At 42.2% G+C, this 16,919-nt stretch carries 3 protein-coding genes and 1 pseudogene; all 4 read right to left on the bottom strand.

What is annotated here, in order from left to right; genetic code table 11:
* Window positions 1-4,040, bottom strand: a 4,040-nt coding sequence (locus L693_RS27635) for a beta-ketoacyl synthase N-terminal-like domain-containing protein (protein ID WP_197029828.1), incomplete at its 3' end; no start/stop codon positions are given.
* A complete protein-coding gene (locus L693_RS0103895) occupies window positions 4,033-15,810 on the bottom strand; it encodes an SDR family NAD(P)-dependent oxidoreductase (protein ID WP_025716142.1) in 11,778 nt (3,925 codons plus the stop codon). The genes L693_RS27635 and L693_RS0103895, both read right to left, overlap by 8 nt.
* Entirely contained in the window at window positions 15,749-16,030 is a 282-nt protein-coding gene (locus tag L693_RS32280; protein WP_442950162.1) for a hypothetical protein, read from the bottom strand. Before L693_RS32280 ends, L693_RS0103895 begins: the two co-directional genes overlap by 62 nt.
* Window positions 16,005-16,529, bottom strand: a pseudogene (locus L693_RS0103890) (acyltransferase domain-containing protein); the annotation flags it as partial. The pseudogene L693_RS0103890 and the gene L693_RS32280, both read right to left, overlap by 26 nt.
* Window positions 16,530-16,919 lie beyond the last annotated feature (390 nt).

Below are 16,919 nucleotides of genomic sequence, written 5' to 3'. Positions count from 1 at the left end.
GGCATTTTGCCTTCCAGGTCTTCGCGCGAAATACCGTCAATTTCACAGAGCGCCACCAAGTAGCGACTGTAACGGGAATCTCCAGACTCCTCCACAACCGCTTGTTCTTTCCAACTGGGCTTTAACATAAGCAGCGCATCAGAAGCCGGGAGAGATACTGCCGGTTTTATATCCAATCCGGTTACTCTGATCGAGAACCTTCTTATGCGTACACATACCTTGCCTTGCTCATCACAGATATCAATATCAAATTTTCGTTCTCTTTCCCCTGCTTCATCATTGTCACTGCACCGAATAAATGCCCACATTGCAGAAGAACAACTGTCAAAAATCTCAAGCTCCTGAAGCGCATAAGGCCGTACGTAACCTCCATGAGCTTTGCCGTTAAAGGACTTAGCGGTACTTTCCATTAATACTATAGATGCTTGTAATGCAGAATCTATCAAGCTGGGGTGAAGAATGAACTGATGGTGTGTGCTTGAGTCTGAAGAAGGTGAAACAATTTTCACGAGCGCTTGACCGATTCCCATACATAATGTCTCGATACCTTTGGCCTGGTAACTTTGGCTGGATGATAATTCGCCTTGCTGACACTGTTTTTGTAAGGCCTTAATGTCTAAAGCTGGAGTTTCTGTATCCGGTATTTGTAATGAACTTCCCTGGCAATGCAGAACAGATTCTGAATCAGGCATCCCGGGTGTACTATAAATTTCATAGGCAATCTCGCCATTGCCCTCAGGAAAAAGCCCGATATGCACCTGAATGGGTTGTTTTTGAACATCAACAGGTTTAGCCCAAATTACATCCTTTAGCTTGATTCTGCTGTTACCTTCTCTAATACTGCTTGTAGCCTGATCTACTGCTGCTCTTGCCATTTCCAGGTAAACCCCTATCAGTAAAGTGCTGCTCCCCGTCAATTGTAAATCTTCTAGAAAAAATTCCTTCCCGGTAAAATTTGAAGTGAAACGCTGCTCAGCAAGATCAGAAGTATTTTGATGCAATAAAGGATGGATAGCAGTTACAGCATTTGAGTCTATCGGCGTTCTTATCAACTTTTCCTCAAGCTCCGGCACCCAAAAACGCTCTCTTGCAAAAGGATACGTTGGTAAACTAATACGTTGAGGTTTTATTCCGCCATACAGAGATTCCCACTCTATCATATGTCCAGTAACCCAATGCTCCGCTATTTTCATAAAGTCTCTTTTGCCGGCCCATTGATTAATTAAGGTTGGATAACTCTGATCAGCATCCATTACACCTTTGCTCTTTTTTACTTGTCCCTGCAAGCATTCATCAATTTCTTCCCTGCCATCTATAAAATGCTGTAATTTAATAATCAGCGCTGAAACATCTTTTACTAAAAACGCTGCCCGTTCTTCCATATTCTCGCGTCCGACCTGTAAGGTATAAGCCAGGCTAATTAAATTGACTTCGCTATACTTCAAAAACTCAAGCAGTTTATTGGCATAAGCTTGCAGACGTTCTTTATTCTTGGCAGAAAGTATGATAATTACAGGGTCAGATTTGGTATTCATGGCCCCGGTTTGCTGTGGAACTTCTTCAGGTACGTATTCCTCCAAAATAACATGGGCATTCGAACCTGTAGCACCAAAAGAACTTAATCCGGCTCTTCTGGGATAAGCTGCTTCTTTTCCGTTCTTGTTCAATATAGGCTGCTTCCATTCTTCATTTCTACGCTGTATGTAAAACGGAGACTGTTCAAAATTAATATGTGTGTTTACTTCTTCAGTATGCAAGGACGGTACCAGCGTCTTATGGTAAAGCTGAAGAGCAACCTTAATCAAACCGCTAATCCCTGCTGCCGATTCACTGTGCCCAATATTTGACTTCAGCGATCCGATCGCACAAAACTGCGATTCCTCCGTATATTGCCGGTAAGCTTTCATCAGGCCTTGAATCTCTATGGGGTCTCCCAGTGAAGTGCCTGTCCCATGGGCCTCTACATAGCTAATGGTTCTGGGATTAATACCCGTTTTTTTCAAGCATTCCGTGATGACATCTGCCTGAGCAACCGGACTTGGAACTGTAATCCCGCTTACCGTACCTCCATGATTAACAGCGCTGCCCTTAATGACGGCATAAATATGATCTCTTGCCTGTATTGCTTTGCTCAGCGGCTTTAATACAACCGCACCGATACCTTCTCCTGAAACATAGCCGTCCCCCTCATTTCCGAAAGTACGGCAATAACCGTCACTGGAATGGAAATCCATCATTCCATAAGCTAAATATTTATTAGGATGAAGTAACAAGTTAACTCCACCCGCCAACGCAACTTCACATTCGCCGCGCCGGATGCTTTCCAGGGCCAGATGTACAGCAGTAAGTGAAGAAGAGCACAAAGTATCTACTGCCATGCTTGGCCCGTGAAAATTACAGAAATAAGAAACCCGGTTAGCAATTTGTCCATAGTTTAACGACAATGGAAATACGGTCCCCCGCGCCATAGCCTCAGCGCCAATCAAGGAATAATCCTTGTGCATTACCCCGACAAACACCCCTACAGGGTATCTTTTAACCTCACCATGCGTCACTGCTAAAGTGCTTGCAGTGTACCCCGAATCTTCTATCGCTTCCCAGCAGGTTTCTAGAAACAACCGTTCCTGAGGATCTAACGTTTTCGCTTCCCGTGGCGTTACTCTAAAAAACTGGTTATCGAAGCAATCTGGTTCATCAATAAATCCCCCCCATTTTGATATGTTTTTTCCTGAAGGCGATTTTAACTCTTTAAACTCCTCCCAATTCCAACGGGATTTCGGGATTTCACTGATGCAATCTTTTCCATCTTTCAGGTTATCCCAAAATTCCTCAATGTTCCTTGATTTAGGAAAGCGTCCTGCCATTCCTATAATCGCAATATCATCCTCTACCTGTCCCTGACTCATCTCCTGTATTCCACTATTGAATTGACTTATGGGTAAAGCACACTTCTCTGTGAAGTATGCAGCTAATTCTGCAGTTGTTGTGTACTCAAACAATACGGTCGGGGCTAATGCCAGCCCAAAAGCATCTTCAAGGTTTTTAACGACAGCCAGCAATTGCGAAGATTCCAGCCCCAGCTCATAAAATCCTATATTTACGTCAATCTCAGGAGCTTCCAGCGCAAGGTATTTTGAAAATATCTGTCTTAAACGCTCCTGCACAGATCCTTGATTTCTATTGATCTCTTTTCGCATTGATGGGTTGATTTGGCCATCAAATCTTACCCGTTTTGTAGTTAAGCCGCTCAATTCTCCAATTTGTGTTCCTTCCGCATTGAAAAACAGTATATCTATCACACGGATATCCTTACCTGAATGGCGTGAAGATAAATTAACCGTAGCATAGCAGTAGGAACGTAAAGGTTCTTTGCAAAAAAAAGTTTCATAATATAAAGGGATATACAACTCTTCCAAATCGCTTTTTCCGCTTTTTTCTATTAATGCTTCCGATGCTAATCCGATACCGTCAATGAGTGTAGGGTGAAAAAGAAAATTTTCCGCTTCTTTACGGTAGTCCGCACCTAAATTCACTTTTACAAGACACCCTGGATTTGTCAGGTAAATATCAGCATCAGCTTTTATCATCCCTGTATGGACCAATCCTTGCGCTCTAGCCTGCTCGTATATTGTTTCAATGTTTAAATACCGTACAGCCGTTCGCTGTATTGCTTCTATATTTATATATTTATCAAGCTTTACTTCTTCCTCATGCAATTCGGCCTTGATATATAATTTCTCTTGAAGTGGATTCCCGTGTATATCCATCTCTGTTCCGCAAACTGCAATATCCCAGTAATTTGAATTTTTGTCAAAAGAAATTTTTAACTCTACCGGCTGGCCTTCACTTACAATTAAGGGATTGAAAATAGACAGCTTTTTTAAGCAGTGCCTTTGATAATCCAATTCCAGAGTTTGTTTCGCCAATTGGTATAACATATCAATATATGCTAGGCCAGGCAGTAACGGCTGTCCCTTAACCAAATGATTCTTAATTATCGGATGTGCAATAGTTATTAACGTATTAAGTGTTTTATTCATAGTACTCACCCCACACATTTTTTATATTTCGCTCCTTTCGTTGGCTTGCATCATGCTTTTCGCCATCTATCACCATTTTATCCAAAAGAGTTCTGCCATTACTTTTCGGAAAATATTTCTTATCCATTTTTGGAGCCGTCTTAGGGTAAAGGTATTGCCTGTAATCGGCATAAGGTACAAAATCCTCTATAATCACATGGCAGTTTGTACCACCGTCAGGAAAGGAATTTAGCGCCGCAATCCGTTTCTTTCCGGGATCCACCCTCCAATCCATGGTCTCCCGGTTAAAACAGATACGGGATGTTGAAAAATCATAGTAATCGAAAGGTTTTAAAGCAGATAAGAACGGTGGAATTTTTTTATGGTACACACTTAAAACACAACGGATAAATCCGGCTAACCCGGATGCTAATAGCAAATGCCCGATATTAGGCTTAACCGATCCGATACAGCATAACGGCAAATCCCGTTTATTAAGGCTGTAAACTTCAGACATAGCCTTAATTTCGATTGAATCGACAACAGGCGAGCCTCCCCCATTGACTTCAATGTACCCGATGTCCCCGGCTTGCACTCCGCTTAATTCCAGCGCGTCCTGCATTACTTGCTTTTGAGTAAGGATATTCGGTGAACCGGGACCAAGTGTTTTGCCGTCATTATTAACTGAGATTGCCTTGATAACACCGTAAACATGATTGCCATCCCTTATTGCATCGTTAAGCCGCTTTAGTATGACAACTCCTGCGCCTTCTCCTAAAACCTCTCCTTCAGATTGCTTGTCAAATATATGAAACTCACCATTCTTGCTTAAAATATTTCGGGCCGCAAGCATGTCATGGGCAAGGGAATCCATCTGTACGCTGACCGCTCCAACTAAAGCCATATCAATTCGCTTAGCTCGTAAAGCATCGGCAGCAAGGATTAGACCGGATATTCCTGATGAACAAGCCGTATCAACTATCATGCTTGGTCCTTTGAAATTGAAGAATTTCGAAATATTTGCCGCAATATAGTTTTGGCCTATTCCCAAAATGGGGTTTGGGGCCTCAAGCACAGTCTCTAGATCCGCTATTGGCTGCGACCGTCCTCCAATATAAACCCCTGTCTTTTGTCCTGATAATTGTTTGTGATCGTATCCCGCATCATAAACTGCCTGTAAACTTTCTTCCAAAATAATCCGGGCTTGTACATCCATAATGGCAGCATCATTTTCATTAATATTAAAAAATTTCGGATCAAACAGTTCAGTATCTTTAACCCACCCGCCGTAATATACATGGTTGTCCTCAGAATGCCAGCGTCTTTCTGTTAATGGACGAATAGCGCATTTCCCTTGTGCCAGCAAGTCCCAATAGGCCTCTTTCGTGGGAGAATCCGGATATCGGCAGGATATTCCGATCACGGCGATATTTTCCGTTGTATTTGCCTGATCCATTACGGAATGACTCTTAATGCCAGTATCCGCTTCTGATTTTTCGGTTTGAGAATATGCGTTGTTTTGCGTAATGTGGTATTCTTCAAGGCTTTTTTGTAAAGCTTCGGAATGGTTAGAAACAAAGTAATCTGCCAATGCTGCTATTGTGCTGTATTCCAACAGTAAGGACGGCGTAATCGGCTTATCAACCTTTTGCTGCATCGTTTGCGTTAATTGGGCCAATGTAATCGACTCGACCCCATAATCACTGAATGGCTTATCTTCATCAAGCTGATCATCCTTTAGCTTTAATTCCGATGCCAAAACAGACCGCACCCACTCAACAATAGGCGCTCTCAAACTACCTATTCCTTCTGTTAAATGAATTTCAGATTTTCCCTTCCGGTCATGCTGAGGTAAGCTATCGTGTTCTTTCGCAGATTTGATCTCAGCTTTCAGCATCAAGCCACGTGTGAATTTACTCGAATCAGCTTTACAAGGAATGCTGACAGGATATGGATTGTTCTGCAAATAATCCAGAAACCTTATTCCGTCTGCCGTTCCTAAGGCAGAAATTCCCGTTCGGGTGTAAGCAGGTGTGCGCAGTACCCCTGCAGCCATTCCTGTCTCACTCCAGGCTGGCCATTGAATGGATTTGAAATATGCCTTTCCCTCTCCGTTTTGATTCAGTACATAATAATCCATATATGCATTTGCTGCGGCATAATCACTTTGGCCGGCTGCCAGTGCTGGTACAACGCTGGATATTGATGAAAATAAAACAAAGAATTTTAACGGTTCGTTTTCAAAAGCTTTGTGCAAAGTAACAAGCCCTTTTATTTTAGGCTCGCAAACTGCTTCAATATCGTTCAGCTCTTTTTTATAGAAGGCAGGATTGTTACTTGCAAGCCCGGCACAATGGAACACGCCTGTTACAGGACCTAAATCTCTATGAACATTCTGTAACAGAATGCGGAGACCTTCAGAATCGGTTAAAGACGTATTATCATAGTGAACCTTTGTCCCCTGATCCATCAAGTATTGCATGGCCCTTAGCTTTTCTTTCAGCTCAGGCTTTTCTTGACCTTCCAGTACCGCTTTCCATCGGGACGGTTCTGGCAGCTCATCTCTTCCCATAATTACAAGATTTTTAACTCCCTGCAAAGCTATGTGTTTGGCAACAGCCGCACCAATTCCCCGTGATCCGCCTGTAACTACAACAACATCTTGGTCTTCATACTTTGCAGTGGTATCAATCCTTTCCCATGCAGCATCCTCCACAGGGTGAGATTTCAGCACAGGCATATACCGCTTATCGTTACGATAGCAACATTCTGTCACGTTCTCCGTATTCTCATTTAAAAACTCCATTTGAATTTGTTGAGCAAGCCGATTATTCTCTTGAATTGAACAATCCGTATCCATCGTTATACTTTGAATTCGACTGTACTCGGCACTCAGCATGCGGTAGAATCCTGCCAGGCGTGCGCCGTGCATGGTGGTTATTTTGGTGTCCAGGTCATTTAACTTATAAGTAATTTGTAAAAGCTTGCAATGGTCATTCCTGTTATTCTCAATTATTTGTTGCAGGAATTTTATCTTTCCGAGTTCTACATCCAAAGATCGCTCATACTCACTGTCAAAGGCCGAAATGTCAATCATACCCAATATTCTCTTATCATTAATTACTTCCTTTATATATTTATAAAGGGATTTACCTGCCGAAATGGAATAAAAGTTGGTAGTGATTCCTTCCAATGACGGATTTCCGCCATGGATAACCTGTACGATCTGGATGTCGCTATGGTCTTTAAACAACGTAAAAGCCAGTTCCTCCGTAGCCGATGTTCCTGCTACAATAATGATCCCTTTTTTCGCATCCCTATCCGATTCGGCACTTTGGGGACTCCAATCTTTCACCAGGACCATGTTCTCAGTATACGCGGACGGTGCAGCCTCAAAAGCAACCGGGCCTTTTATTCCACCGGAAACAGGCTTCACTGCAGGCATCCAATAACGTTCTCGAACAAAAGGATAGGTTGGTAGGCTTATACGTTTAGGTCTAATGGCATCATATAATTTGTTCCAATCAAAATCGACTCCATTGACCCAAAGCTCTACAATTCTTTCATATTTTTTGCGCTGGACCCATTTATCCATAGCCTCCTGTAATTCTTCATCTGCCGCAAAAATGGATAAAGCTGCTTTGTTAGGTTTAACCTGCCCTTTATATATCGCCTCAACCTCATTCTGATTTTCAATGAATGCGCTCAGCTTGCTCTGAAGCTCAATAACAGAACCGACAATAACGGCCATTCTCTCTTCCATTGCTTGACGCCCAACCTGAAGGGTATAGGCGATAGATGCCAGGTCATCATTCGTGAATTGCTGTTCCTCGATAACAGCTAACAATTGCTGTACCCGCTTTTTAAGCTGTTCTTCATTCTTTGCCGACAATACTATAATTAATGGTTGAGCGTATAGAGTCCCCTGCCGGTTTTGTTCTATATATTCTTCTATAACGATATGGGCATTGGCCCCTCCGGCACCGAAACTGCTTATTCCGGCACGTCTTGGAATCTCCTTTCCGTTAATCACCGGATGCTCCCAATCAGAAAGCTCTTGCTGCACTGCAAAGGGTGTATTAATAAAATCAATATTAGGGTTTAATGTTTTAGAATGCAGTGACGGCGCTAATTTATGAAATTTAAGCTGAAGTAATACTTTGGTTATTCCTGCAATGCCGGCTGCACTCTCACAATGCCCAATGTTTGATTTCAATGATCCAATAGCGCAGAACTGCGTATTATCTGTATATTCCCGGAATGCTTTGCTTAACCCGGAGATTTCAATAGGATCCCCCAAAGAAGTTCCGGTACCATGCGCCTCAATATAGCTGATTGTGCTTGGGTCAATTCCTGCTTTTTTATAAGCCTGATTGACTACTGCTGCTTGCGCGTTCGGATTAGGTACAGTATATCCGTTTGTTTTTCCCCCATGATTAATCGCCGTTCCTTTAATAACTCCATAGATATGATCTCCGGCCTCGATTGCTTTTGAAAGTGGTCTTAGCAGAACTGCGCCAACACCCTCACCAGGAACATACCCGTCACCACCCTGTCCAAAGCTTTCACATCTGCCTTTGCTGGACGCAAATTTCCCCTGTGCAAGTGCCAGGTATTTGTTAGGATGAATGGAAACATTCACACCTCCTGCAATCGCCAGCTCACATCCGCCAGTTTGTAAACTCTGGCAGGCTAAATGTATGGCCGTCAAGGAGGAGGAGCACATGGTATCGACAGCCATACTTGGACCCTGAAAATTAAAGAAATAAGAAATTCTATTAGCTATTGAGGATATATTTCCCGGAAGAGCAATGGGTCTACCCTGAAGTGTTTCCTGAACTCCATACAGCTGGTACTCTTCATACATGGCTCCTACATAGACTCCGACATTGCCTTTCAAGCCAGACTCCGTGGTTGCATGTAAAGCTTCTCTGGTATACCCCGCATCCTCCAAAGATTCATATACACATTCTAAAAACAAACGTTCCTGCGGGTCCATAATTTCAGCATCCCGCGGCGATATATTAAAGAACAGGGGATCGAACTTATCTACATCTTCTATAAAGCCTCCCCACTTGCTGTAGGTTTTTCCAGGTCTGTTCTTGTCTTCATCAAAAAATAAACTGTGATCCCATCGGTCCTTAGGTATTTCTGTAATGCAGTCCTTACCGTCCCGCAGGATTTCCCAAAATTCCTGTATTGTCCTTGCTCCGGGGTAACGTCCCGAAACACCGATAATTGCAATATCCAACGCATCTGTTGTTGTCTCTTGCGGGGATTCAGTATGAATATTGGCAAAACGTTGACGTCTACGGCTTCTAAGTGTTGGCTCCGAAGTCTTCGTCACTTGTTCCGACTCAATGGTTTCAGACGGCTTCGAGCCGGAATTCTCCGTATTCCCATTTATTTCGAGTAATTCCGCCATTTTATCTGCATAGGATTCAAGGAAATATTCAGTCAGTTCCTTTATACTCTGATATTCAAAAAATAGTGTTTTAGACAATGAACCGAATGTTTTTTCTAATTCATTTGTCAGCTGCATAATCATAATGGAATCTATGCCATACTTCTCCATTTTGGCATCAGCTTCTATCCGGTATGCAGGCAGCCTGAGTACAGATGAAAGCACTGCTTTAAAGTAGTGTACTGCTTTTTCCTTCGCTAAGCTTCCCAGATTGCCCCTATTTTCGATCTGCTGCTCTCCGGCATAAAGCGCTTCTGAGGCGCCGGCACTGATATTATTCCCCTGCAGTGCAGCACGCAGCCGTTTGAGATCGCCGTGCATGACTACTAGCTGGTCTCTGCCGGAGGCTATACCCTGATACAAAATCCGAATACCCGTTACCGTATTCATGGGCACCAAACCCATTCTTTCCATCATAATCTTCTCTGTTTCATCATTTACCTTCATCCCTCCATCTTTCCATAGAGGCCAAAGAATGGATAAAGTCTGTCCATAGCGTTGTTCTGCTGCCACCAGTTGATTTCGGTATTTCGCATAAGCATCCATAAAAGCATTTGCAGCAGCGTAATCAGCCTGACCAAGATTACCCATAATATCAGCCACAGAAGAAAAAAGAATGAGGAAATCCATGTCAATATCTTTACTTGCCTGGTCAATATTAAGCAGCCCTGTGACTTTGGGTGCTAATACCTCTTTTAGCTCATCTTTGGTTTTTTTAATGATGAAGCTATCCCGAATTACTCCTGCGCTATGAATGATGCCGTTAATATTTCCAAACTTATCCTGAATACTTCTGATTAATCCGGCAACAGCATCCTTTTGCGTGATATCGGCTTGCTTATATTCAACAAATGCTCCTGATTTCTCCAACTTTTCAAGTTTGGCTGCCTTGTCCGAACTCAATGGGGATCTGCCTGTTAATATTAGGTTTGCGCCCTGAACTCGCTGTGCAATTTCTTCGGCAAAGATCAAACCAATGCCTCCTGCGCCGCCAGTAATCAGGTAGGTGCCATTATCTTTCCATGGAATATTGACTGCTTCATTTGCTGTCTCCAATTCTTTCAGGCCTATAGCCCATCTTTTACCGTTTAGATATCGAATATGGTTATCGAAGCTGCCTCTGCTATTCTCATTTAACTGCTTCACTAATTCTTCCGGATGGTCCCAGTCTTCAATTTCAATCAATTGACCGGCAATTTTTGGATTTTCCAATTGGGCCGTCTTTAACAATCCAGAGAGACCTGACAAGAGTAATTGTTCATTTTTAAAAGAAATTACAACTTGGATCAATATCCTGCTTGTGTGTTTTGCTTTTATAATATTTTGCATTTCCTCAAATACCTGTACCGTATAGGTTTCAAATCGTTGATCAATGGCTTGGTCTGCTGAATGCAAGATAATAAATTGTGCTTCATCCATCCCGGCTTGAACCGTTTTAAGGATGTCTTCTTCGGGTTCACAAAGTACCACTACATGCTGAGCATAATTGATATTCAGAGCTTCAGGCTCAATAGGCTGCTCTTTCCAGTAAAGCTCAAGCATATGAGCCTCTGCCGGAGCCTCACAATACGCCTCATCTTCTAATACTCTTAACGATAACCCCTTTATTCGTACACAAACTTTGCCGTCAACATCCAGCAAGTCAATATCAAGCTTCTGTACCTTCTTCTCAGTCTTTTTATTGTCAATGCAACTGATAAAAGCCCACATATTTGGATTACATTTTTCAAAAACCTCCACCTCTTCGAGTGCAAAAGGCAAGACGGCTTTCCTATCACCGGAAAGCAATGTTAAACCTATATATGCCTGCAAAGCCGAATCCATTAAACTCGGATGGATCACAAATTGATCCTTGGTGTCCATTACGCAAGTGGGCAAGGACAACTTCGCCAGGACTTTACCTTCACCAACGTATAATGTTTCAATCCCCTGGTGTCCCAAGCCATAGTCAATGCCCAATTCTCTATTCGCTGCATAACATTGGCCAGTGGAAAAACTATTCTCACTGCATATAGCCTTCAAGGCCCCGATATCCAACATTTGAGGCTTTACAGCCGGACTCAGCACTATATTGCCCTGGCTATTTACTCTATACCCGGTATCATCATTATAAATATTGCTGTATATTTCATAGCCAATCTCCCCATTCTCATCAGGAAAAAGAGAGATATCTACCTTCACAGGGTTGCTGGCTGCAACAACCGGCTGGGCCCAAACCATGTTTTTTATCCGTACACTATTATGACTCTCTTCTGAGGTGCCTGTAGCCTGCCTTGCCGCTTCCCGGACCATTTCAATATAGGCAACCCCTGGCAGGATCTTCTGTCCGTTTATTATATGATCTCTAAGGAAGAACTCTTCACCTGTAAAGGTCGAGCTAAACCGCTGTTCCGAAAGATCCGAAGTATTCTGATGCAAGAGAGGATGAATGAAAGCTCCAGGTACAGGAATTATTTGACTGCCACGCATAATTTCTGCCTCAGGTATCCAATAACGTTCCTTAGCAAAGGGATAGGTTGGAAGGTTCATCCGGCGTGGCTTTATATCGCCATACAGCTTATTCCAGTCAATGCTCAAACCCTTTGCCCATAATTCAGCAAATTCTTTTTCCTGAGAATCCTCATCCGGTGCAACGCCATAGCAATTTTGAATCTGATCTTTTCCTTCCGTAAAATCTTTTAATTGTTCAATCAATCCCTGAATGTTATCGGCTACAAATGACACTCTCTCCTGCATTGCCTCGCGTCCGACCTGAAAAGTGTAGGCCAAATCTTCGAAATTAACCTCTGTATTAAATCTCTTCAGAAATTCAAGCAATTTTAGAGCATAGACATTTAATTGTTGTTTATTTCTTGCAGAAAGCGGAATGATCGCCACTTTAAAATTATTTATATCAGTAGTTGCTCTTTCCAACCTATTATGAGGAATATATTCCTCTACTACCACATGGGCATTTGCACCACCAAATCCAAAAGAACTGATCCCCGCTCGTCTTGCGATCTCCTGCCCGTCTGAGTTTGTCAGCCTCTTCCACTCTTTTATATGGTCTACAATATATAAAGGGCTTATTCTCAGTGGAATATAGGGATTAAGCTTATTAAAGTGAACAATACCCGGTAACAGACCTTTATTCATGGATAGAAGTACCTTTATAAGTCCGGCTATGCCAGAGGCGGATTCGAGATGGCCAATATTGGTTTTAACGGAACCCACACCACAGAAGGAATTAGGGATATTGGGATTAACCTCTTTAAATGCTTCCTGAATGGCCTGAACCTCAATAGGATCACCCAAGGAAGTTCCTGTCCCATGGGTCTCAATATAACTGATCGTTTCGGGAGGTACGTCAGAATCTTTATACGCCGCCTTAATAAGCTCCTTTTGAGCATTGAGATTTGGCGCTCTTAATGAGCCGGATTGTCCATCATGGTTGATAACCGTTCTTTTAATGATTCCGTAAATTGTATCCTTATCTTCTATGGCCTGGTCGTATGCCTTGAGCAATACGGCACCATACCCTTCCGCCCTTACAAATCCGTCTGCCTGTTCGTCAAAAGTTTTACAACGTCCGTCTTTTGCCAGCATTCTTCCTTTATGGCAGGCGCGGTAAACCCGGGACGTCAGGATAAGGTTAATGCCTCCTGCAACGGCCAGACTGCATTCTCCCCTGTGAATCGCTTCTGCTGCATGGTGTACGGCTACTAACGAGCTTGAACAAGCCGTATTGACCACTTCACTTGGACCATGAAAATTAAACCAGCGCGAAACCCTGTTTGCAATCATACTCATATGAAGCCCCGAATCAAGGTAAGCCCCGTAGGTTTCCATAAGCTCAGGCTGTCTTAGAACCAGTTCTGCATAATCGTTATAATGAACACCAATAAAAACCCCAACATCTTTTCCGGCTAACTGGGCAGGATTGTATCCGCCATCCTCAATGACAGTCCAGGTAAACTCCAGACACTTTCTCTGCTGAGGGTCCATACTCTCCGCTTCCAAAGGCGAAATGTGAAAAAAAGGAGCGTCAAACATCTCTACATCTTCAATAAAGCCCCCCCATTGCGGAAAAGAATCATCTAAATCCCCGTAATAGTTTTCGAAGTCTTTTAAAATACCCGGACGGCTTTTCTCAATCGGAGTTATGCAATCGGTATTTCCAATAATATTATCCCAGAAATGTTCTAAATCAACAGAGCCCCCCGGAAAATCACAGCATACACCAATGATCGCAATATCCCCTTGATTTGTGTTTCCGGAAACAACGGCCGGTGAATCGCTTGAAGCTTTAACCGGTGTAATAGCTTGAGCTTGAGATTTCTCTCGAACATGCAGGCTATGCATTTGTGTTAGAATATATTTCGCCAGATCCTCAAAATCTACATGCTCAAACAATCTGACAGTCTCAAATTGAATGTTGAATATTTCTTCTATCTTCCTGGATATCTGTATGTACTGGACGGAATTCATTCCAAATTCAAATAACACTGTTGTTTCTTCCAGTGCGGCAGGGTCAATGTCAAGTATCGGGAGGAATACCTTCTTTTTTAAAGTTTCAATAATTTCGTTGGTCTTGACTGGAGGGGCTTCTTGAACCTTCATTTGAGTTGTATCCCCTCCCCGCACATATTTATGAATTACTGTAAGTTCATGATTCAGATAGATATTGCGGCAGGCTTTCTTTTGAACTTTGCCGCTGCCTGACTTTGGAATGCTGCCGCTCTGAACTAAATCTATTTCATATATTTCAACGCCATGTGTTTCAGTCACGACACGAATAATATCTTTCACTATTTTTTTACACTCGGATTCTCTAACGGGTGTTTCAAGCTCTTGAACTACCACCACTCTTTCCTGCTGCTCGATTTCACAGGAGAAGATTGCTATTGAAGAAACAAGCTCCGGAAGATTTTTTTTGATCGTCCATTCCATATCAATAGGGTGATGCTTTTTGCCGCGAATAACCATGACCTCTTTTTCCCGTCCGATGATATAGAGGTGATTGTCTTCAATAAATCCAATATCCCCTGTACGGAAGAATCCGCCTTCCTTTGTATCATCCAAAATTGCAGAAAAGCTTTGTTCCGTTTCCTGCTCTCTGTTGAAATAGCCCAGTCCTACACCGTCAGATTTTATCCAGACCTCTCCAATCTCTCGAGGTGAGCAGGTTATACGGGTTGCAGGGTTGGCAATAACTATCTTTGTAGGCTTCTCAATCTCTCCGCAGCTTGAGATCGATCTGCTCTTGCCTGCATTATCACTATATTTAGCTTTGCCTTGATTCAAACAGTCAACATCCAAATTTAAATAGCGGACAGAGTCGCCTGGCTTTATGCTGACAACAGGACACACCTCTGACAGGCCGAGAAGAGGACAAAAGACGTTCTCCCGAAGTCCAATACTTTTAAACTTCATATTGAAGCTTTTATAAGCTTCCTCTCTTATAGGCTCCCCTGCACAAATAATTGCCTTGATCGAACCCAGAGAGAGATTTTTTACAGAATCAATGTCTATAGACGAGCAGCAATACTCAAAAGCGAAGTTAGGTACAGCGGTATGTGTAGCCTGGTAGCGGTCAATGGCTTCAAGCCAGGCTTCGGGGTTTCTAATAAAACGGCTTGGGGATAAAATTACACTGGAAGCTCCTTTTAGAAGTGGGACTAATATATTATTGTGAAGTCCAAAGGCATGGAATTGGGGGAGCCAGGAAACCATACGTGTATCCTGGTCTATTCTCCACTGATCTGCTCCGGCTTGAAACATCAGGTTCTTATGACTGATCATAACACCCTTAGGCTGGGATGTAGAACCTGAAGTATAAATCAAAAGGGCAAGATCCCCCGGATTATGGCTTTTTTCCTCGGTAATAGTAAATCCATCCCATGCCGTATCATCAACATTCAACATAAATAATGAACCAAAATTCGGGTTTTCTTTAAGAACCTCCATAAAATATGTATTTGTTATAATGCATGACGCTTGAGAATCTTTTAAGATTAGCGATAGCTTCTCCAGGTCCTGGGCTTTAACAACCGGGTCAGTAATCGGTGCAGGTATCGCTACAACATTGGCATACCAGCATGCCATAATACTATAAATATATTCTAATCCTTGCGGCAATATAAGAATTGCTTTTTCGGCCGGTACCATCTTTGATTGCAAGGCACTGCCTACAGTTCTTATTTTATTTATTAAGGTTTGCCCATCAAGGAAATTAGGAAATTCATTTTTATCTTGATAAATAAACAGCTTTTTATCGGGATATTTATTACATACTTCGAAAATTCGAGAAACGTATGAAGTGTTTTCCGGACCCTTTTTTTGTTCCATAAACTCTCCTCCAATAAACATTCATTATTTTTTCCCCAATCTCATCCACATGGCGATTTTTCCACATTGAAATGTCAGTACCTTTAACCCACTGATTAAAAGCGCCAAGGGCTGATCCGCAATAAACCTGATAATCCACAATATTTTCTTTACTTCCGCTCAAAGCTAATCTATTGCTGTATTCAAAATACCACCTGAAAATTAAGCCTAGCTTTATCAATATCTTCTTTAAGACCGGAAATTGCTACTTGATAAGGTGAATTCACATTTGCAATATCAATCGAATATAAGCCATTTTGTTCTAACACCTCTACAATGTTCTCTTCAGTTATTCCGAGAACCACCGCCATGCTGCCTCCAGTAGCAAGGCTCATCAGTTCTCCTCTTTTTTTGACCAATTTTAATCCAGTCTCAAAATCAAATGCTCCGGCTGCAAATAATGCGTTATACTCTCCCAAGCTGTGTCCGGCAACAAAATCCGGTTTGCGCCCTGTTTCTTTGATCCTTTTAAGATAGCTTAATGCACTAACTACGAACAAAGCAGGTTGAGTGTACTGGGTTTGACCTAAAGTTGAGTTGGGATCTTCCATACATAATTCTTTAATAGAGTATCCTAAAATGTCATCTGCTTGAGCAGTTAGTTCCCTAAACTCATTAAAGAGATTTCCTCCCATTCCTTTAACCTGTGAGCCTTGTCCAGGAAAAATAAATGTCGCCATATTTTTCATCCCCACTTTATAACCATAAATTTGAGTAATCATATATTCAAATTTTCAAATATACAGAGTTAAAGATAGTTCTAATCCCATTCACAATAAAAAGCAGATAAAGTAAATGAATATGAATCTGCCTAATGTATTGGGATAAGCGTTATATTAAGTTTCCAAACCATTGCTTTCAATCTCAAGGATTTACGGAAAGAGATAAACAGTGTACCGGATCAAAAAATCGGATGTGACTAAGTAGTCGGTGATGGATGAGGTAGATTTGCCAAACATGTCGGAAACGACAGCATCAAGGGCTACGCATACTTGAGTGAAAAGCTTAACAAAATGGTGGTTCCTTATGAAAGTGACATAACTTCTGCCATAACTTTCTTATCAGAAATT

Source organism: Paenibacillus sp. 1-18 (assembly GCF_000520755.1).
GTDB classification, from domain to species: domain Bacteria; phylum Bacillota; class Bacilli; order Paenibacillales; family Paenibacillaceae; genus Paenibacillus; species Paenibacillus brasilensis.
This window is presented reverse-complemented; position numbering and strand designations above follow the sequence as displayed.